The following is a 21,155-nucleotide window of genomic DNA, read 5'->3' as shown; positions in this document are numbered from 1 at the left end:
TATTTTAATAACATCACACTTATTCAAATATAAACGTTATTAATACTGATTAATTAAATTTCTGCAGGTGTATTTCTCATTTTAACAGTGAACGTCACAACAGCAGAGGCGACTAATGCAATTATCATAAACATAAATGCACTATCATAACTGCCACCACTCGCTTTAATTAAGAAGCCCATAACGGGAGCAGAAACAACACCCGCCATTTGGCCACCGAAGTTAACAATTCCCGAAGCACGGCCCATGATTTTATTTGGGATAGTATCCATTAAAATACCCCAGAACATTGCCATGGCGAAGAACATAAATAATGCTGAAATACACTGATATACAACAGCCATATCCGCACTTTCAACGGTATAAGTCATATATAAGAAGCCTGCTGCAATCACTGCGGTAACCATATATAACCATTTACGCTGTGATTTACATTTATCAGAAACATAACCACCTAATAATGTCCCACCAGCACCAAATAAGAATGGAATAGCTGCCATTACCCCGGTTTTAGCCAAAGAGAATTCACGAACAGTAATTAAATAGCTTGGTAACCAAGTTGAAAATCCCCAAAAGGTAATATCAAACAGAAACCAAATCGCTGCCATTTGCCATAATACGGGCATTTTTAACACATCTTTAAAAGGTACGGCTTCAACAGGTTTATCCGTTAATGTACCATCTGCCGCTAATTCATCGAGATCTTGCTGAGTAATACTTGGGTGATCTTTGGGATTATCACGAGTAAAGAAGTAGATACCTGCGGCAATTAATAAGCCCGGAATACCTAAGACAATAAAGACCATGTGCCAGCCAAAAGCGCCGATAATGCTGGCTGCAACAATGACGGCTAATGCTGGCCCTAAAGTATTTACTGTTGATTGAATTGCAGTAGCACGACCACGCTCTTTAGATGGGAAATAAGTTGAGATCATTTTCCAAGAAGCGGATGGGAAACAGCCTTCACCAATACCAAATAAGAATCGCACTGCTAACATTAACGGTAATGTAAACACCATCCCCGTTAAACTGGTAAATACTGACCACCAAGCGATACCAATTGCCATAATTTTACGCGCACCAAAACGGTCAGCTAAGAAACCACCCGGTATTTGGAATGCAGCATAACCGACAAAGAATGCACTGATGATTAAGCCTTGTTGAGTGGTATCAAGATTAAGATCACGCCCAATAAAAGGTAACGAAACGCTCATCACCATTCTATCTAAGAATGAAAGTAACCATGCTAACCAAATCAAAGATAAAACGGTGTAACGAGCTTTCCATGTTTTCTTCTGTTGAAGATCTGGAATAATATTTGAACTCATTTTCCTGTTCCTCAGGTAAGGGGAAACCATCACGGTTGAAGAACAACCGTGATAAACAGAGATAAGATTTAACGTTTAAGAGCGCTATTGTGTTGTTATGCTCTTAAAACATGACCGCTACAGGCGTAACTTTCGACTCCATTAATTAAAGCAATACGCCCATTGACCATCACCAGATCAATCCCTTCTGGGTATTGGTTTGGTTCAACAAACGTGCCTTTATCAATAATGGTTTCAGGATCAAACATCACAATGTCTGCCGCATACCCTTCTTTAATTAAACCTCTGTCGGTTAATCGAAGGACTTCCGCTGGTTTACCGGTCATTTTGCGGATAGCTTGTTCCCAAGTAAGGCATTTTTCTTCTCTGACGTATTTCCCTAAAACACGAGGGAAAGCACCAAATACACGGGGATGAGGTTTCCCTGCGCCCATTAATCCATCAGTACAGACGTTTTGTTCAGGACGACATAAGAATTTGATAACGTGCTCTTCTGTACCGTAAAAATCCACCATTCCTACCGCATTTTCTTCTTCATATAGCAGGTCAAAGGTTGCGTTATAGGGATCTTTACCTCTCAATTTGCCTAGCTCGACAAGGCTAAGCCCAACAGCATCTTGGTTTTTTTCTGTTTTAGAGCTAGTGACATAAATATTTTCTAATCCTGCGAAATCAATAAAGTTATCCCAACCCGGAATGCCTTTTTCGATATCTTCAATCATCTTTTTACGCAGTTCAGGAGAAGCTAAGCGTTCTAATAATTTCTCTGTACCTCCTGCGTGAACCCAAGGCGGTAAAATCACCCCAAGCATGGTACTGCCTGCCACATACGGATATTGGTCAAAAGAGATACGAATACCCTCTTTTTGGGCTTGCTCTAACATACCGAGCATTTCATCGATTAATCCCCAGTTTTTCTTACCACACACTTTCATATGAGAGATATGCAACCAAACACCCGATGCTTTAGCGATATCAATAAGCTCTTGAGTAGACTGAATAATATCGTCAGCTTCACTACGCTGGTGAACCACAAAAATACCATTGTGCTTCGCGGTAACCTTGCAAAGTTCGATCATTTCTGCGGTATCGCCAAAGGCGCAAGGCATATAAATCAATCCTGTTGATAAACCAAATGCCCCAGCTTTTAATTCACGCTCTAAGATCTCGCACATTTTGGCGACATCTTCACGAGTAGAGGGATTACCTTCTAATCCCATTGCTTCCATTCTGATATTGCCATGAGGCACAAGGTAAGCGAGATTAGTTGCTGAGCCTCTAGCTTCCAACATCCCTAAGTAACCTTCAGTATTTTTAAAATGCCAATCAATACTGTCAGAATCTCCATCTAATCCTGCAATATTCTTACGCCATGCAGAAATATACTGTTCTGGCAATGGTGCTAACGCGACACCATCTTGCCCTAACAATTCCGTGGTGATCCCTTGACGGATCTTTGCCGATAATGCGGGATTAAGTAGTGCAGAAAGATCAGAGTGAGTATGCGTATCAATAAAACCAGGGCAGACTATCTTTCCAGTAGCATCAATTATTTGATCATTTGTTTTTGCATCACACTGACCGATTTTTATTATTTTGCCTTCATTAACCACGACATCAGCTTGAAATGCACTTGCCCCTGTTCCATCAATAACAGTGGCATTTTTAAATATTGTTTTCATTCTGTTATTTCTCCAAAGAGCATCTGGCTATTTCGCCAGATACTCTTCTAGTAAGGATTTATTTTAGTAAGAATTAAAGGTGATAAAGGCTGTTCATAATGCTGTAGTAACCGCTTGCTGCACCTTTTAGTTGTTCAATTTCGATATACTCATCAATGGTGTGCGCCAAATTTTCGCGAGATGGACCAAAACCAATAGTTTTAATGCCGGCTTCACCCGCGTAATGACTGCCATTAGTACAGAAAGAGTATTGTGTAACAGTAGGTTTAAAGCCCGACTCATGTAGCCCTGTTAAAACGCTTTGTACATAAGGATCACTCTCTTCTAATACCCAACCTGGGAAGAAACGTTCACCTTCAATAATGGCACCGGTGTAACATTTTTCAGTACCATAGGCATAAGAGACTTTAGCTTTAAAATCAGCATCTTGATTAGCCAGTTCGTCAATTGCTTTTTGTAATGGTGCGAGTACTTGTTCTTTAGTTTCACCCACTAACAAACGGCGATCATAAGTGGCTCGACAATATTCGGGTACAACCGAAGCACCAGGATAAGGTGAGGATTTTATATCCGTCAGTTCTAAGATCCCTTTTCCTAATATCGGATGAACTGGTGGCGTTAAGGCTCTGATCTTCTCGATCAATTTTGCCATTTTATAAACAGAATTGATCCCCGCATCTGGATTAGCGGAGTGTGCTGGCTTACCGAAGGTTTCAACAACAATTTCGGCTCGACCTCGTTGGCCTATTTTCAGGTTTAATTCTGAGGCTTCACCAATCACCACGTAATCGGGTTTATAGCGCTCTGAAACCAGTCTTGCTGCCACACCTTCAAAGCATTCTTCATGCACAATACAAGAAACATAAATACGGCCAGCAAAATTTCGCTGATTATCTTGGCCATAAAAACCAATTGCCGAAATCATTGCAGCCACAGCACCTTTCATATCACTAGTACCACGACCATAAATCTTGCCGTCTTTTATTTCTGCACCATAAGGTTTTTCTTTCCAGTCATGCTCACTTACCGGTACAGTGTCGATATGACCATCAAAAATAAGGGTTTTCCCTGGATGTTGGCCTATAATCCCACCAATAATATTGCCGTATTTATCAATATGAATATCATCAAAATCATAGCTTTTCATCATCTCTTCTATGACTTTAACAACGTTACCTTCTTCACCTGAATAGCTTTTTTGTTGGATTAATAATTGGCAATTCTTAATAACTTCATCAAATCGGTTTGCTGATAACATACTTTTTCACTCCAAAAGACTTATTTGTTTTTTAAAATTGTTTGAAGCTAGGCAACTCACCATCCCACACGATATCGCGATAACGCTCAGGATCTGTGTCACCTTCAGTGCTGATCACAAGCACTCTTGCATTTTCATCTAATCCCAGCTCTTCTTTCACGCTTTGATAAACCGGTGATTGCATTAAAATAGAGAGCAACCCTGTTGTCACAGCGCCAGATTCACCAGAAATGATGTGCGGATCACCGGGTAAAGGGTTTCCTAAAATCCGCATTCCCCTAGTTGCGACGGCATCAGGGCAAGAGAAAAATGCCGCTGAATAATCGCGTAATAAATTCCAACCAATACTATTCGCTTCACCACAAGCAAGCCCCGCCATAACGGTTTGCAAATCTCCGCCAACAGGAATGGCATCCGCTTTTCCTGATACGGCAGATTGATATAAACAGTCGGCAATACGTGCTTCTGCCACAATCACTTTTGGGGCTTGTTTGCCATAAGCAGCGGTTACCATGCCTTGCACCATACCCGCAAAAGAGCCCACGCCGGCTTGCACAAAAATATGCGTCGGTGGTACTTCATGTAATTGCGCGAGAGATTCCAGCATTAAAGTGCCATAGCCTTGCATGATCCATAGAGGGATCTCTTCATAGCCATCCCATGCAGTATCTTGAACCACGATCCAGCCATATTTTTCAGCCATTTCCGCCGTCATTCTCACTGCATCGTCATAGTTCATATCAACGATTTCAGCGACTGCACCTTCTCGTAAAATGGCATCCAAACGTTCTTGTGATGATCCTTTTGGCATATAGACCACTGCTTTTTGCTTTAACTGTCTTGCCATCCAAGCAACGCCACGTCCATGATTCCCGTCAGTGGTTGTCGCAAAAGTTACGCCATTTAACTTTTTCCTGATCTCATCACTGATCATTACTTCATAAGGTAATTCACTTATGTCCATTTCGAGGAAATCAGCAATATGGCGCGCCATCGCGTAAGCACCACCTAACGCTTTAAACGCCTTTAAACCAAAACGGAAAGATTCATCTTTGAGATATAATTCACCAACCCCAAAAGTTTTAGCTAACTGGGGTAAATGAAATAACGGTGTAGGTGCGTATCCTGGAATAGTTCGGTGAAAATCTAACGCTTTAGCTAACTCGTCATAATGAAAAGGGGCAAGCTCCGCGGTTGGTTTTCGCGTAAATGAACTTTGGTTAATCAGGTACTGCAATTGCTCCTGCATGGAATTACCTCTTAATCACACTTTAAAATTCGCGATAACCCAATATCGCGATTAATCGGAATACATAGGGTTATTCCCTATATCGCAATATGTATGCCAACTCACTCAAAAAGCATCCAATAAAAACATAATTAATTGATTTTAAATATATTTATTGTTTTAGTGATTAAGGAGGAAAATTCTTGAGACAGAAAAGCTGTGATCTAGACGGTTTTATTTAGCTGATAAATTATCAATAATAAGAAACTGTGTGAGCTTTATACAAAATAAAAGCAACAAATTGATAAATAACAATTAAATAAACATCAAAAATAGATGATGATAATTTATTATCAATAATGATAATTTTAAGGTGAGAATGTGATGCACTCATTACTTAGTACACTGCAAGATGAAATCAGCAAATATACCGATGCCATTGCGGGGATCACTGGCACTGATGTTGAAATTATTGATAACAATTTAATTCGTATTGCAGGTACAGGGCGTTACCGTTATATGCTTAATCAAGATGTCTCCAATAATGGACATATTTATCGCCATGTGCTGCAAGTACAAAAGACTATTTTGATTGAAGATCCGAAAGAAAATAGCCTCTGTCAACTCTGTCAAAATCGCTTAACCTGCACTGAAGAGCTTGATCTTAATGCCCCCTATTTTTCTGAATAACCAAGTTATTGGTGTAATTGGAATTATCTGTTCTAACCGAGAACAGAAAATGTTTTTGATGAAGCAGAAACAAGCTTTTATCACCTTTATCGAACAGTTTTCAGAAATGATCTCAAGCCGTATTTTTGAATGCCTTGAAAGGCTTCGTGAACAAGAGCGATTTGGCACTTTTCGAAATTTAATTGATGTGATGGATAGAGGGGTAATTGCTATTGATAGCCAAGGTAAAATTTGGCACGCCAATCTTTCTGCTTTGCGTTTTTTTGATTGTGAGCTTATTGGTCAGTCTCTTGATATCGATATGACGGGCGATATCCTTTATGGTGATGAAGAAGCGTGGCTGATATTAAACCAGCAACGCTATCACGTTCTGTGTAAAAAAATCACCTTTTCATCGGTTGATAATGACCAACTTACCATGGTTATCTTTCATGATGCTCGTGATTATATGACGCAGGTAAATACCCTTTCCGTTGATGAAAACCCCCACTCTCCTTTAATTGGCAATTCACAAAACATGCTTCACTTAAAAAGTATGTTAAGTAAAGTTGCCGTAAGTCATGCTAGTGTGCTTATCACAGGAGAAAGTGGCTCAGGTAAAGAAGTGGTCGCTTATACTATTCATCAACAAAGCCTACGCACAAAGCAGCCCTTTATTACTATTAACTGTGCAGCCATTCCTGAACAACTCTTAGAAAGTGAGCTTTTTGGTTATGTACGTGGCGCCTTTAGTGGTGCTGATCCAAAAGGACGTATTGGTAAATTTGAATTAGCTCATGGTGGTAGCCTATTTCTTGATGAAATTGGTGATATGCCTTTACATTTACAAGCCAAACTTTTACGCGTACTTCAAGAAAAAAGCATTACCCGTGTTGGCTCTAATAATCTAATTAATATTGATGTGCGTATTATTGCCGCCACAAACAAAGATCTGCGTGAAATGGTAAATAAAGGCCAATTTCGTGAAGATCTATTTTATCGTCTCAATGTTGTTCCGATCCATACACCAGCATTACGTGATCACAGAGAAGATATTGCAGAGCTAGCACAATTCTTTGCTGATGATCTGGCTTTAACCTATCAAAGGCCCTCCACGAAGATCCCCAATGTTATTATTAACTACTTATATTCCTATGATTGGCCGGGTAATATTCGCGAGTTACGCAATGTGATTGAATATATGTATGTTATGCAAGGCGATACCGTCGATTTAAATCTCAGCCACCTTCCGCCTTACCTGTTAGAGACTTCTCATGGTGATATTTTAGAAAAAGAAAATTTTAGTCGTGTCTATACCAAGACTAATCCCCCCCACGAACATCAAACTCAATCTTTAAACACACAAGAACTTCTCAAAACTAAAAGCTTAACATCAGAGTATCAAACCATTATGAGCATATTAGAAAAAACGGGAACAACATTGGAAGGAAAAAAGAAAGCGGCAGAAATCTTAGGAATAAGCATTGCCACTTTATATAGGAAAATGAAAATACGATAAAAAGTATTTAAGATGAAATTTTAAATACTTTTAAATTTAATCAAAAGATTTAAATAAAAATGAAAGATTTAATAACAATTATTTCTACTAATTATTCTATCTAGATTATTAGAAACTCTTCTTTTAATGACTACCTTTTATAAAGTATTGTCATCATGATATTTTAATATTAATGCTATTTGTAACAAAATATATTTTCCATAAAGTAAATTTAAACTATCTCCCTTTCTTCCTTACATCACATAAAAAACCAACCATATGAAAAATAAGAATAAATAATTTTATTTTTATTATCTTATTAATGTTTTTTCTAAATTACATAAGAAAACTTTGTAACACTGTACATGAGACATAATTAAATAAACTACATAGAATCCACCTGTACAAAAATTGAAGTTATTTTCTACATCCAGATTTAGTATTAATTATAAAAAGCAAAGTAATAAGAGTTGATTGTGAATTTTATGATTAATACTAAAAGCTATTTTATCTAAGGTTATATTTCTATTAGAACCATCTTTTTGAATTGCTTATATCTACTGGTGCTTTTAGTTAACTTATGAGCAATAAGGACAAACTAATCTTAGAGTAAATAGCACTTAATATGACTAATTAAACACTATTTATATCAATCACTAGGGGTCAATAATGCCTATTTTAACAAAAAAACTACTTCCAATGGCTTTCGTTATCTCAGCAATAACGGCAAGTGCAACAGTTTCTGCTGAAGAGCAAACAGGACAAATTTCTTTTACTGGTTTAATTTACGCATCAACTTGCACCATTGATATAAATGGCACTGGTTCTGACGGTAACGTCAATATGGGGCGCTATGCTACCAGTGAATTTGACGATGCCGGTAGCGAAGTGGGCGGAACTGGCGGTAATGGTCAATTAGATATCTCTTTAATTAACTGTCCACCTCAAGGTAAAGTTAAATTAAAACTAGAGGGTAAAACAGATAGTAGTTCTAATCAAATTTTAGCATTAGATAATCCTAATGATCCTAACACCGCAAAAAATGTTGGTATTCATATTTATGATCATGATGATTTAGATGATCCTTACCATATTAATCTTACTGAAGAATATGAAATTAAAGATAATGGCGATCTTAAATCTAAAACATTATCTTTTATTGCCAAATATGTCAGCACTGATAATGACGTTGAAGCTGGTCGTGCTGATGCAACATTAAATTATACTTTGACTTATCAATAATAAATAAATGCAGGTTAATTATTATATTAGCCTGCCTCAATTAAAGAGGTACTTATCAATGATATTAAAAAAAACGCTGTTAGGACTAGGCTTAATATTTAGTTCAATCACATCTAGCTTTGCTGGATTTGGTTTAGAAACAACACGAGTTGTTTACAATGAAAGTAATAATAATGAAGGATTTGTTGCATTTAATAGCGATAAGAATACTAATTATTTATTACAATCTTGGGTCGAAGATCTTAATGGAAAACTTACACAAGATTTTGTTATTACACCACCATTAATTAAATTAATGGCTCAACAAAAAAACACATTACAAGTTACTAAAAATACCACCTTACCTAATGATATTGAATCTATGTATTGGATCAATGTTAAATTTGTCGCACCAAGTAATGAGAACTTAGAGAATGTACTTCGCTATTCTATGACTAATAGAATTAAATTAATCTACAGACCTCAATCTCTTAAAAATGCAAATATTGATAAAGAAATAAAAGCATTAAATTGGAATGTGAAAAATGAAAACCTCGTAGTATCCAATAAATCACCTTATTTTATTAATATTGGAAAGCTAATAATCGATGGTAAAGAGATTGAAAACACACCTAGTTTTCTTTTACCAAAATCAGAAACAACGATTAATGTAGGTAAAACACTTTCGAACAATAAGAAAATAGAATTATTTTATATCGATGATTTTGGAAAAAGCCTTCCAGTGGAATTCTCATTATAATAAGAGATATTATTCAATATGAAAAAGACAATGGATAATTATTTAAATAAATCGCCACTCAATTTATTTATTGTTGGCGTTTTATTCGCTTCTTTTAATACATCTGCAAACGATTATTATCCTGCTAATTTATTAAATATTGAAGGAAATACACAGCAAGTTACCAATGAAGATCTTAATGTCTTTAGAGAAAATAGTATTGCTCCCGATCGTTATACCGTAACACTTTTTGTGAATAAAAATCGCGTATTAACTCGTGATTTTGATTTTATTCTCATGGAAGATGAGAATGGTAATAAAATATTAGCACCTCGTCTTTCCGCTGAAGAATGGTATAACGCAGGTATTGATCTCCCTTATGATGTGATTAATAAAAACAAAAATAATGATTTTATTAATCTCAACGATATTAACAATGCCAGTGGCTATCTTGATTTAAATAGAAAAAAATATATTTTAACAATACCACAGTTATATGTTAACGAAGACAGATTAAAAGAAAATGAAATAAAAAATTGGGATTCAGGTATTCCTGCATTATTAGTTAACTATGCCTTATCTTCATTCAATAGCCGTACTCATGGTAATACAACAGACAGTTATTATGGCAATATTCAAACTCAAGTTAACTTAGGGCCTTGGCGCTTTAATAACTATTCAACCTGGACAAAGAATGAGAATGGCGATAAAAAATGGAATACGCTAAGTAATGTGATTTCTAGAGCAATCACCAGTATTAATAGTGAATTAATGATTGGTGATCTTTATTCTTCTTCACAACTGTTTGATTCAGTAAAATTTAGAGGTATTAAATTAGTTACTGATAGATTAATGACACCGACACAAAATAGAACTTATGCACCGAGTGTTTCTGGTATTGCCAATTCAGAATCTATAGTTACTATTACCCAAAATGGCCAAGTTATTTATAAACGCAGTGTACCTGCGGGGCCTTTTAATATCACTGATTATTATCCGATGAACAGTGGTGGAGATTTACATGTTAGCGTTACTGAAGCTGATGGTTCTGAGAAAAATTTCATAGTCCCCTTTTCTTCTATTGCCAATCTTGAACGAAAAGGCGAAATAAAATATAGCTTTTCGACTGGTAAATATGACGGTAACAATAGCGGTAATGGTGCTTATGTTGTCCAAACCGAAGCTTTCTATGGTTTAACCGATTACGTTACCCTTTATGGTGGTGTACTTATTGGTGAAAAATATCAATCTGTTGGTGTCGGTACAGGCGTAAATTTAGGTAGCTATGGTGCAATCACGACCGATTTACTCTACGCCCAATCTTCCACTAATCATGGCAATGATGCATTACATGGTAATGCCGTTAGAGTAAATTATTCTAAAAATATATCAGTTACAGATACAACGCTTTCGTTAGTCGGCTATCGTCATTTCGATGCCAACTTTCTTAATTTTACCCAAGCAATGGAACACAAGGACACAAAATATAATCCCAATAATGGATTAAAAAATGAATATACATTCTCCATTAATCAGCCTTTATTTTCTAATAGTGCTTCAATTAATTTAAACTCTGTTATTTATAAGTATGTCGATGGTAAAACTGTTCACTCTTATAATGCAGGTATTAATAGCTCTATAAATAAAGTTAACTATAGCGTTTATTACACTTATTATGATGGCAGTCGCTATAACGATAAAAATAAAAACAGTCATGATTTAAGTATGAATGTTAGTATTCCATTTTCATGGAATGAAAACTACATTTGGGCTAATTACGGTATTTCGACTAATAATGATAACCAAGTCTTACAAACTGCACGTCTAAGCGGAACCTATGGTGACAAAAACCAAGCCAATTGGGATGTTTACCAAGGATATGGCAATAAAGGTGTTAATTATAGTGGTGGTTTAAATGGCTCTTATAAAGCACAAAATGCTGTCGTTAATGCAGGATATTCATACACAGAAGATAAACAAAATATTAATTACGGCATTAGTGGAGCATTAGTCGCAACACAATATGGCGCGGTATTTACGCCCTCATTACAACAGACAAACGCATTAATATTGACCAAGGATACCTCTGGTGTAGAAGTGGTTAATGGCCAATCCATCAAAACAAACAATAGTGGATTAGCGGTTGTTTCCGGCATGTCTCCTTATCAAAAAAACAGCATTAGCGTGAATACTAATTCGATCCCGAGTAACACTGAAATTTCAAATAATATTATTAGTAATATTATTCCGACCAAGGGCGCATTAGTGTTAGCTGACTTTGATGCTAAAAAAGGATTTAAATTCCTACTGACATTACAAACACCGGATAAAAGTACCATTCCAATGGGCGCTAAAGCCGTGATTGATAATGATGATACACAATTAGTAGCAAGCTTCCATCAACTCTATTTTGTTGCCAATAAACCACAAGGCAACATTCAAGTTTCATGGACTATTCACGGTGAGCAGAAAACCTGTCACGCAACTTATGACATTAATAATAAAGCGCCAGTTAATGGTTTATATATTTTAGATACTGAGTGTAAATAAGGAAATAAAATGACTAATTTAAAAAATAAGATGAATAAATTATTATTTCTAATTTTTATTCTTAGTTTATCTTCTCTCTCATTTTACAGCCATGCGGCACCAGATTGTGTTAATAACGGCGGTATTAAACACGGCACAATGGATGCCAGAGGTGGCACAATTGAACTAAAAGGAATGGTCAAAAAAAATCAAGAGGTGGCGCGTTTTACATTTAAACGTGATGGCTCTGATGTTGCTGTTGCGGATTGCCCAGATGGTGCTGAGTTTTATGCTTATGCAACATATAGCGAGGCAAGTGGTGTAATGCCAACATATTATGGAGATATTGATGGTAGGCCCGCATATTATGTTGTACGCAATGGCCCTACAGTAGGCTTAGACGATTATGCTTATGTTCTAATCGAAAACCAATCTGGTCTTGCATTTAGAAGCCAACCTGGACAAGAAATCCCAGTTAATGCACCTAAACTTAATACCAGAGACGCCACAGTAATTGTTTACTCTACTAAAGATAATCCTAAATCACACCGTTTTACGACTCAATATATTGGCTCTATATTAATTAATCGGTTTAATTCAGGTGGTGGCACAACAGCGGTTGGTTTTAGTTATCGTCTATCGGTAAATATTATTAGTGCACCAACATCTTGTAGTGCAGAAAATACTAATCTTGAAATGAATTTGCCTAAAATGCCTATTACCGCATTTTCTGACATCGGTTTTCCTCGCGATAATCAGTATGTAGAAGATCATCTCAGAATAAACTGTACAGGTAACAGCTCTGCTAAAATTAAACTGATGGCACACAACACCACCAGTTATGATGGACAAAAAACGATTATCAAACCCGATAATGAAGGTGATAGGAATAATGCTAAAGGCATAGGCTTTGTAGTTTCATCCCCTTTAAATGATAATACGGTATTAATTAATAATCAGTTTGTAAAACTGGCTGATTTAACCAGTGGGATCAATAGTGTTCCATTAAAAGCTGAATATTATCGTTATGGTGATGAGATAAAACCCGGCAAACTTAGTGCCTCTGCAAACTTTGTATTAGAGTTTAATTAAAAAGTCTTTGATAATTAAATAACCCACTATCTTTAAACAAAAAAAAACGCTATTAAATTTAATAGCGTTTTTTAAATAAATAAGAAAGAATTAAGGATAAGCAGCTATTAATACGGCTGTACCACTATAATTACCTCCACTAGCATTTGTTCCTTTTAAAATACTTTCTATTTGGATCTGCTTATATTGTCCAACTCTAGAAGTAAATTTTTGTCCTCGATTACCTGTCTCAGCATCAATCATTTGAATTTTGCTATAGATAGTTCTATTTGTACCATCGACTTTTAAAGGTAAACGTTGTTGAGGATCACCATCTTTGGTATAAAATAGTTCAAATTCAACAGGGGTTGGAACAACGTGATCACAAGAGAAATTAATTGGTCTAACAACTCGGCTTTCATACTTTTCAGCATTTAATACACCGTGATTAATAACCAAGTTATAACCTACATCAGTTCGACATTCTGCTGGTGATATCAATGTAGCTCCAAGTAACCTCATTGGTGCCGATGTACTGCTAATTGGCATGGATTGAGGTAATACTCCTTTAGCTAGAGACAGGTCGGATAAATTTGTCCAAGCCCTAGTATAGGCAGCAAATTCAGAGCTTGGAATAACAGTCACACCATCAATATTTCTTTTTTTAATATAAATTGTTATATAAAACGGGAATTGATAGCGAAAAGAATCAATTTTTTTAGTTGTAGATTTATTAAACTCATTTCTACAGTGAACCGCCGTAGAATTAGTTTCACTACTCCAATTATTTAATATGGGTGCTTCTGGTTTAATTGTAGCAAAAGTATTATAGCTTAATTGAAATGTCGCTTGATTATTAATTAAAAATGGAGCTTGTGGTGAATAAGTAAATATTCTATGAAAAGGAGTCCAGCTTTTAGTTTTTGCCCCAGGAAACACTTTAGAGAAATCACCATGGCACTTTACCATTCCTGAAAATCGAACTTGAGAAGCACCTTTTTCTATTTTATAAGTATTACCCACTTGATAGAAAAAATCACCATTTGACGCAATAGTGGGTGTTTTTGAGATTTTAGCATTATTAGCAGTTAAATCGATTGTATACCCATCAGCACTAGAAGTTATTGTATCTGTATAAACAACCGCATCTGCCGCAATACTGTTAAATGGAATAGAAAAACTAGCACCTAAAACAGCACTCAAATATAATGTTTTATATTTTTTTAAAAAAAATAAATAATTTTTCATACTAGCCTCTAATTATAATCAACTAATAACGAAACATTAGCTGTAAAAGGTCCCATTTTAAGCTGTGTGCCAGATCGATTTGATACTAACTGAGTGCTTAGTGATATTTTCCCTGAATTACTGCTACTAAGAATTGGTGTAATACGTTCATAACGCTGAACATTAATTTTACGTTTACCACTGGTAATATCAGAAAATTCAATTCCTAATTGATCTGTTGTTGTGGCTAATACATCAACACCATTATAAGAAAAATAACCATTATCTTTAGGAGAAAGATATAAATTCATCATTTTATTTAAGTTACAATCTTTAATTAATACATCAAAGGTTTTTGGTGGTGTTTTTACTATTGCGTTAACATCCACATTTTGAAAATCAATAAATAGCTCTTTGGCTCCTTTAGCATCCGTCACTGTACATGCAGGATTAATTAGTGTCGCATTAACTGTAATATGGATTTCAGCCGATGAAATAGGTACATATAATAAGCCAATAGTTAGCGCTAGTATTATTTTTTTCATTATCGCCTCCTATTGATAATCAATATTAAATGTAATGGTCGATGAAAATGCACCTTCTTTTAAATCCCCTGTAACAGGTGGACGTGCATAAACCTTAAAATTCAATAAATTTTGCTCATTTTGACCTGTCACTAAAACACGAGCCATATCAATTTTTTCATTAAATTTAATGACTGTATCATTGTTATCCAGTAGACCTAATAAAACATTAGAGCCACCTTCTGTTTTTAAATAGCTAATACCTTTATCTGTTACAAGAGTATTACTATTTAATTTTATTGAAATTGTTTTATTTAAATCACTCACATAACAATCAACAATGGGTATAGAAAAATCGACAGGTTGAGAACGTCCATATTCATAAAGATATTTACTACTAATTTTATTAAGCTGAACCTCTAAGTTATAAGGCGATTCAGGGAGCTTACATCCTGTAGAAACTAGATTTCCCATAAAAGAAATATCTAATGAACCACCTGCATAGCTATAAGTGGAGAGGCTACATAATGGCAATAGTAGATAAATCAATTTATTCATAATATATCTCCATCAGATAGCTATGAGCACCTAATTCTCGCGCTTCAAATTGCAATGCATTTCTACCATTTTGTAATGAAAATTTATGCTTTGATAAAACACGATCATACTCAATAAAAGATAAATTAATCGGTGTCGGTGCCGTCATATTTTTAACAGTCTGTGGAGAAAAAGAATTACCCATACCACATTCAGATAAATTCGCTGTAATTAAAAAAGCGTCATAACTTAGAAATTTATTTTTTGGACGATAACTTTTTATTTTGTAGTCAATAAAATCACAAGGCGAACTGACAAGATTAGCAGTGACATAAATATAACCACTGCTTTTATTATTATATGCGCTTTCTATCGTCTCAGTAGAATTTAATAAAGGTTTTGTTTCAATAGTAATTATTTTGGCATAGGCATAACTCCCAGATAATAAAATTATCATAGATAAACAGCTATTTTTTAGATAACGAAATTTCTGGGAATTCATATTCTATTCCTTATGTTACATTTCTTTTGCTACTGTGCATTTAGCTTGTTCACACTTAAATTGCAGCGTCGGTTTTCCGCCGTAATCATTAATAATGGTCATATAGGGAACATTCGTTTTAGGTACAGCGAATTCATGATCTGATTTAGGAGGGATCATCACAACGCTAAAGGCACCTGTTTCAGATGCTTTTTGTGTTGAAGCCAATCCAATCACAGTTAAATAAAAAGGTGTCACGTTATTCACGGTATACCCTTTCGCTGACGGTGTTAATGTCACACTATGGAACCACATGCTGTCTGCTTGGGACAGAATTTCTGCCGGACGATAAAACAATTTTACTCGACTTTGTAATGCAATTTGTAAAACGTTCGCTTCTTCAGATTTAGGTGGAACTTCACGTAAGTTATAGTAAAAAACAGTCTCTCTATCTTTTGGTAATGATGCGATAGAAGGTGTCGTACTAATTTGTACGATACTTGATGATTTAGGATCTAGACGCTGGATCGGCGGCGTCGCAATTAATGGTCCTGTTGTTAATTTTTTCTCATTAGCATCATCAATCCATGTTTGTGCTAAATAAGGAAGCGTTGGATTATCATTACGAATAGTAATGTTAATCGATTTTTCAGTTCCAGGAAAAATCACTCTCGTTCTATCTAGTGTTACTGCACTTTGAGCAACACTAGAGATCCCCATTAATGAGATGAAAAGAGTGGAAATAACAGTTTTATTAAATTCTTTTTTCATTTACGGTTAACCTTATTAGCATCACTTACATGGCATTAATAGCATTTGTGTTTTTGGATCAATGGTTTCAGGTAAATTAATGGTGCAACGCTTTTCATTTCCCCAGAAGACGCCCAGTTCTTCATTTTCAGCAACACCAACTACCCAAGCTATACCTTCGTCTCCAACAATACCTAATTCCACATTATCTTTATTACGAATACTTGCCCCAAATGGTGGATGTTTACCATCACTCATCTTAACTGTGGCAAATAGCTTATAGCCTTTAATTACTTTCATTTGACGATAACCAATTGCACCTCTTGTTAAAGTGACATCTGTCATCGTATCAATAGCATCATAGTTATCCGGTAATGCACTCACATCAATCGCTGCTGATGAACTACGGAAACTAGTAACACTAGGTATAACAGCTAATCCAAATGCGTTAGTTTTTACTGATTCACCTTCAATCGGAACATCCGCTATTCCCGGAGTTTCAATAAGTAAGCGTGTATCCCCATAAGCAGGTTGATGAAGCACCAAACCATGAGATGTTCCTGTTAAACCACCTGAAAGTGTTCCGCTTAAACTCTTATATTGACTAGGTACATAACTTGCACTTGCTGCAAGGTTTGCAAGACTCATATCTTTACTGACATAACCACTAAATGAAGATTCTGAATCGACTTCTTTTCCATGTGTTAAGCCTGCATTCATACTGTAGCTTAAACCTTCATCATATCCACTATAGCCCACGTTATGGTTGTAGCGTCCTTTTCCATCTGTTTTTGTATATTGTTCAGAGAAAGTCAGGTTGCCACCTTGATCGAAAGGCACAGATACATACAAACTTAGCGTATCATCATTCACGCCTTCACGCTGAGAGCGAAAAGCTGAAAGTGTTAAGTTAATATCGCGGATCTTCACTTTAGATAAAGAGAATCGCGTATTTGCATAAATACCATATTGCGTTTGAGAGCGACTATTCCAGAAAGTATTATGTTGATAATTAAGTGATAATGAAAAATTATCAAAATATTTATTTAAATAAATTTGGTAACTTTCTTTTGGAGAATAAGCATCCTGCCCAGTTCTTCGCTCTTCCATAGCTTGACTTAAGGTACGATAGTCTTCATCCGTAAAACGATAACCAGCAAAGGTAATATTGGTTTTTACTTCATCAAATGATTTCGAGTAGTTCACACGATATGAACGACCTTGTTTATCACTCTCTGATAATTTGGCAAATGATTGGTTGATATCAAAAGAGAGCGCACCAAACATAGAAAGGTCACGCCCAACACCAACCGCAACAGATTGATAGTGTTGAGATAATTGGCTACCACCATATAAGCTCCATGCATTACTCACACCATAGGAAATTTCACCACCAATTGCAGTATCACCCGTTAATCTATGATCTTCATAACGTGATTTCCCCCCCACTAATTTATAGCGGATTTGCCCAGGGCGAGTTAAGTAAGGCAGTGTTGCAGTAGAAATAGTAAACTTACGTTCTTCACCATTATCTTCACGAATTGTGACATCTAGTTGCCCTTGGATAGAGCTATCCAAAGTCTGAATTCTAAATGGTCCAGGTGGAACCGTTGTTTCTAAAATAATACGATCTTGGCTTTTAACAATAATGGTCGCATTTGTTTTTGCTACACCAACAATTTCTGGCGCATAGCCCACCAACTTAGGTGGTAACATGCGATCGTCACTTTCTAAGGTGATACCAGTGTATTGCCAAGCATCAAATAATTGTGAATAAAAGTAGTTTTCACCGACAGTTAATGTCGCAGCCAACGCTTTAATAGAACGATAAGCATAGAAACGATTGAAATCAAAATTATGTGATTCATGTTTATCACTGCTATTTCCGCCGTTTTCTTTTTGGTAACTCATACTATAGTCACTACGAAAACGCCAAACGCCCATATTAAAACCACTGGTACCATTCATAGATGCATAAACAGATTTAGAACCTGAATTATATTTAGCACCGCTGAGTGATAACGTGTAATCAATAAATGCACCTACAATACCTTCTTCCCAACGCGAAGGAGGTACCCATGAAGGATCTGAATATTGTAACCACGTTTGTGGAACCGTTAATTTAAGCGCGAGTGCAGGCAAGTCAAATGTTAAATTTGTCCCGGTTAATGGGGATAGATCTAAACATTGGCCATCATGGTGTGTTAGAACTTTTTTTTCTGCTTCTTCTGTTAACCCTAATTTTTCAAGATTATTACTAGGTACACAGACAGTATTAAATATATTTTCTGAAGATGCTGTTTTTTCAATTGGATAAACAGAGACTTTTTGACTAGGACCGATCCTTTCACCATTACTAAAAATGGTAAGATGGTAATCCCCTGGCATAATATAACCAGCACTATTAAATTGGCTGATATCAATATTTGCAGCATCGGAAGCATCAAGAATATCTGTATTAAATTCGACAGAATAAGCATAGAAGCACGGTGACATTGTGAGTAATAAAACTACTTTTGCCATATTTTTTGAAATTAGCATATTCATTCACCGTGATAATGTGATCAAAAAAATAAATTTATTATCTATTTATAATCGATTGAAAAATACACAAATGCAGAGTGTTTTCCTGCTTCTATTATTTGATTAGTAAAAGCAAGTTCAATTTGATAATTTAATATAGGTTCTCTTTTTGCATCTTTAGTATGATATATAAGATGATCAATATAATAAGGCTTATTAGGGGTAATTATATTCTCATCTTCATCTAAAATATAAAAACCTAATCCATTAGAGCTTCCAGACATCGAAAATATAGAATCATTATTAGCTTCTAACCCATTAAATTGAATATTTAATGCTTTCTTATCTGTATCACTATATTGACTAACACAACTCGATAATCTTATATAAAATTTCTTTCTTAAATTTTCTCTCTTTACTTTATTATCAATAGCAGATAACGATATATCTCCAAATTGGATATATTGGTAACGATCTTCCATTTCAATAGAGCAAGGCGATGCTATAATTGAGCCAACTAATGATGCATTACCTTTGAGAACTTTGGGTTTTACCACGTCATCAAAAGCAAAAGAGACTGATGATACAAAAAATAGTACTCCCATCGTATTTAAAATAGTCAGATACTTATTTTTATTAAATTTCATCATCTCATTACCATTATTTAAATATGTATAGGGGAAAATCCCCTATACATATATTGGTGCATTATTCGTATGAAATACGGAAGTCAGCGATAGCAGAGAATTCGCCTTCTTTAACTTCTTTAGATGCATCAACAGCTTTAGCTAAAGCAGTAAATTCAAGTACGTTAGTACCTTGTTTGTTACGCATTTTAGCTAAGATATCAGAAGCTTCACCAAATTTGTAAGTATCGATAGCGATACCAACGTTGTTAGCTTTAGTTCTGTCAGTTGCTAACAGTGTATTTGTTGCATCTGCATATGAACGTCCGTCAAATTGGATTTTCATAGTTTTAACAGGTAACCACTCGCCATTTTCGTCTTTTTTGAATTTGTCGAAGTTACATTGTTCTAATTTAATAGTGAATGCTCTTTCTCTTTCATTACCTTGCTCTAAGAACACACGAGAAATTTCACCAAATTTAACTGTTTGATTTAAACTTTCGTCTGCGATGTTACATGGAGAATCAACAACTGAACCAACGAAGTTAACTACGCCATTATTATCAGCAATAGAACCGAATGATGCTAAAGATAATGCAACTGCAGCGCCAACGATGCTTAATTTCTTAAATGTCATTATGTATACCTCAAAAGTAAGTTAATATCTGACTAACGTCATTTTTTTAAAATAGTAGAGCTTATCTTTATTAGATTAAGATGTTTAAAAAACTTAATCTAATTACCTAGATATTATTAATGGAATAATTAATTTATATTTTTAATTACTCCACCAAATTTCGTTACGCACATACTATAACTTGAAATATTTATTTTCAATTTGTAAAAGAACTTAAGATTAAATAAATAATAGTAATGATTTTTAATGAAATATAGGAATAAAAGATCAAATAACATCAAAAAACGATTAATAAAAAGTGCAATAAACTAAAAAGCGAATTAGGATAATCTGTATATGAACGAAGGATTAATTTATTAATACTCGTATTAGGATTAAAAACGGCATTATTTACTAGAAATTAAGACTATTCTTGGTCATTGATATTCAATAAGAAACAGCAAAATTACACGTAAAACACGTAAAACACACACATATTTAATTTCACAAACATATTTGAAACAAATAGTAAACAAAATGCGCGGTGGATATATGTCAATAATTACATTTAATATCACCAACCCAGATAACGACTTAAATCAAAAAAATAATTTTAGAATTATTATCTAATAAACCTCATCATTAAGT

Annotated in this window: 18 protein-coding genes; 6 read left to right on the top strand and 12 right to left on the bottom strand. The window is 35.2% G+C overall.

The window, feature by feature from the left end; genetic code table 11:
• Positions 1-53: 53 nt before the first annotated feature.
• The 4 genes from GWI68_RS11520 to dpaL form a co-directional block, all read right to left on the bottom strand.
• Positions 54-1,328 carry an MFS transporter gene (locus GWI68_RS11520; RefSeq protein ID WP_166540349.1) on the bottom strand — a complete coding sequence of 425 codons (1,275 nt, stop codon included), beginning with the start codon at positions 1,326-1,328 and terminating at the stop codon, positions 54-56.
• Positions 1,329-1,423: 95 nt separating this feature from the next.
• Positions 1,424-3,010: a D-aminoacylase gene (locus GWI68_RS11515; RefSeq protein ID WP_109408563.1), complete on the bottom strand. Its 1,587-nt coding sequence runs from the start codon at positions 3,008-3,010 to the stop codon at positions 1,424-1,426.
• Positions 3,011-3,083: 73 nt separating this feature from the next.
• Positions 3,084-4,268, bottom strand: coding sequence for a YgeY family selenium metabolism-linked hydrolase (locus GWI68_RS11510; RefSeq protein ID WP_166540348.1), 1,185 nt, complete (start codon positions 4,266-4,268; stop codon positions 3,084-3,086).
• Positions 4,269-4,299: 31 nt separating this feature from the next.
• On the bottom strand, positions 4,300-5,517 hold the full coding sequence (dpaL, locus tag GWI68_RS11505) for a diaminopropionate ammonia-lyase (protein ID WP_166540347.1): 1,218 nt from the start codon (positions 5,515-5,517) through the stop codon (positions 4,300-4,302).
• A 360-nt stretch (positions 5,518-5,877) separates the two neighbouring features.
• On the opposite strand from dpaL, the gene GWI68_RS11500 reads away from it, so the two are divergent.
• The 6 genes from GWI68_RS11500 to GWI68_RS11475 all read left to right on the top strand — a co-directional run bounded on the left by GWI68_RS11500 (position 5,878) and on the right by GWI68_RS11475 (position 13,244).
• Entirely contained in the window at positions 5,878-6,186 is a 309-nt protein-coding gene (locus GWI68_RS11500) for a hypothetical protein (protein ID WP_166540346.1), read from the top strand.
• 58 nt (positions 6,187-6,244) lie between these two features.
• Positions 6,245-7,684: a sigma 54-interacting transcriptional regulator gene (locus tag GWI68_RS20575; RefSeq protein ID WP_279543105.1), complete on the top strand. Its 1,440-nt coding sequence runs from the start codon at positions 6,245-6,247 to the stop codon at positions 7,682-7,684.
• Between the two features lie 648 nt (positions 7,685-8,332).
• Positions 8,333-8,905 (top strand): fimbrial protein, encoded by a 573-nt coding sequence (locus tag GWI68_RS11490; RefSeq protein WP_166540345.1) that lies wholly within the window; start codon positions 8,333-8,335, stop codon positions 8,903-8,905.
• Between the two features lie 58 nt (positions 8,906-8,963).
• On the top strand, positions 8,964-9,644 hold the full coding sequence (locus GWI68_RS11485) for a molecular chaperone (RefSeq protein WP_166540344.1): 681 nt from the start codon (positions 8,964-8,966) through the stop codon (positions 9,642-9,644).
• Positions 9,645-9,662: 18 nt separating this feature from the next.
• The gene (locus GWI68_RS11480; RefSeq protein ID WP_243733353.1) at positions 9,663-12,173 is read left to right on the top strand and encodes a fimbria/pilus outer membrane usher protein; all 2,511 of its coding nucleotides are present in this window, start codon (positions 9,663-9,665) and stop codon (positions 12,171-12,173) included.
• A gap of 9 nt (positions 12,174-12,182) precedes the next feature.
• Positions 12,183-13,244 carry a fimbrial protein gene (locus GWI68_RS11475; protein ID WP_227336327.1) on the top strand — a complete coding sequence of 354 codons (1,062 nt, stop codon included), beginning with the start codon at positions 12,183-12,185 and terminating at the stop codon, positions 13,242-13,244.
• Positions 13,245-13,334: 90 nt separating this feature from the next.
• Here the strand turns inward: GWI68_RS11475 and GWI68_RS11470 are convergent, their stop codons facing one another.
• From GWI68_RS11470 to GWI68_RS11435, 8 genes are all read right to left on the bottom strand, one after another.
• Positions 13,335-14,471, bottom strand: coding sequence for a hypothetical protein (locus GWI68_RS11470; protein ID WP_166540343.1), 1,137 nt, complete (start codon positions 14,469-14,471; stop codon positions 13,335-13,337).
• Between the two features lie 8 nt (positions 14,472-14,479).
• On the bottom strand, positions 14,480-14,995 hold the full coding sequence (locus GWI68_RS11465) for a fimbrial protein (RefSeq protein ID WP_166540342.1): 516 nt from the start codon (positions 14,993-14,995) through the stop codon (positions 14,480-14,482).
• Positions 14,996-15,004: 9 nt separating this feature from the next.
• Complete coding sequence (locus GWI68_RS11460; protein WP_166540341.1) at positions 15,005-15,532, bottom strand: fimbrial protein; 528 nt, start codon at positions 15,530-15,532, stop codon at positions 15,005-15,007.
• Positions 15,525-16,013: a hypothetical protein gene (locus GWI68_RS11455; RefSeq protein ID WP_109408553.1), complete on the bottom strand. Its 489-nt coding sequence runs from the start codon at positions 16,011-16,013 to the stop codon at positions 15,525-15,527. Before GWI68_RS11455 ends, GWI68_RS11460 begins: the two co-directional genes overlap by 8 nt.
• Before the next feature lie 15 nt (positions 16,014-16,028).
• Entirely contained in the window at positions 16,029-16,763 is a 735-nt protein-coding gene (locus GWI68_RS11450; RefSeq protein WP_166540340.1) for a fimbria/pilus periplasmic chaperone, read from the bottom strand.
• Positions 16,764-16,784: 21 nt separating this feature from the next.
• On the bottom strand, positions 16,785-19,283 hold the full coding sequence (locus GWI68_RS11445; protein WP_166540339.1) for a fimbria/pilus outer membrane usher protein: 2,499 nt from the start codon (positions 19,281-19,283) through the stop codon (positions 16,785-16,787).
• 44 nt (positions 19,284-19,327) lie between these two features.
• A complete protein-coding gene (locus tag GWI68_RS11440) occupies positions 19,328-19,912 on the bottom strand; it encodes a fimbrial protein (protein ID WP_166540338.1) in 585 nt (194 codons plus the stop codon).
• A 61-nt stretch (positions 19,913-19,973) separates the two neighbouring features.
• Complete coding sequence (locus tag GWI68_RS11435) at positions 19,974-20,528, bottom strand: fimbrial protein (protein WP_166540337.1); 555 nt, start codon at positions 20,526-20,528, stop codon at positions 19,974-19,976.
• Between the last annotated feature and the right edge of the window lie 627 nt (positions 20,529-21,155).

The sequence above is a fragment of the Proteus sp. G2669 genome (assembly GCF_009915245.1).
Lineage (GTDB): Bacteria > Pseudomonadota > Gammaproteobacteria > Enterobacterales > Enterobacteriaceae > Proteus.
This window is presented reverse-complemented; position numbering and strand designations above follow the sequence as displayed.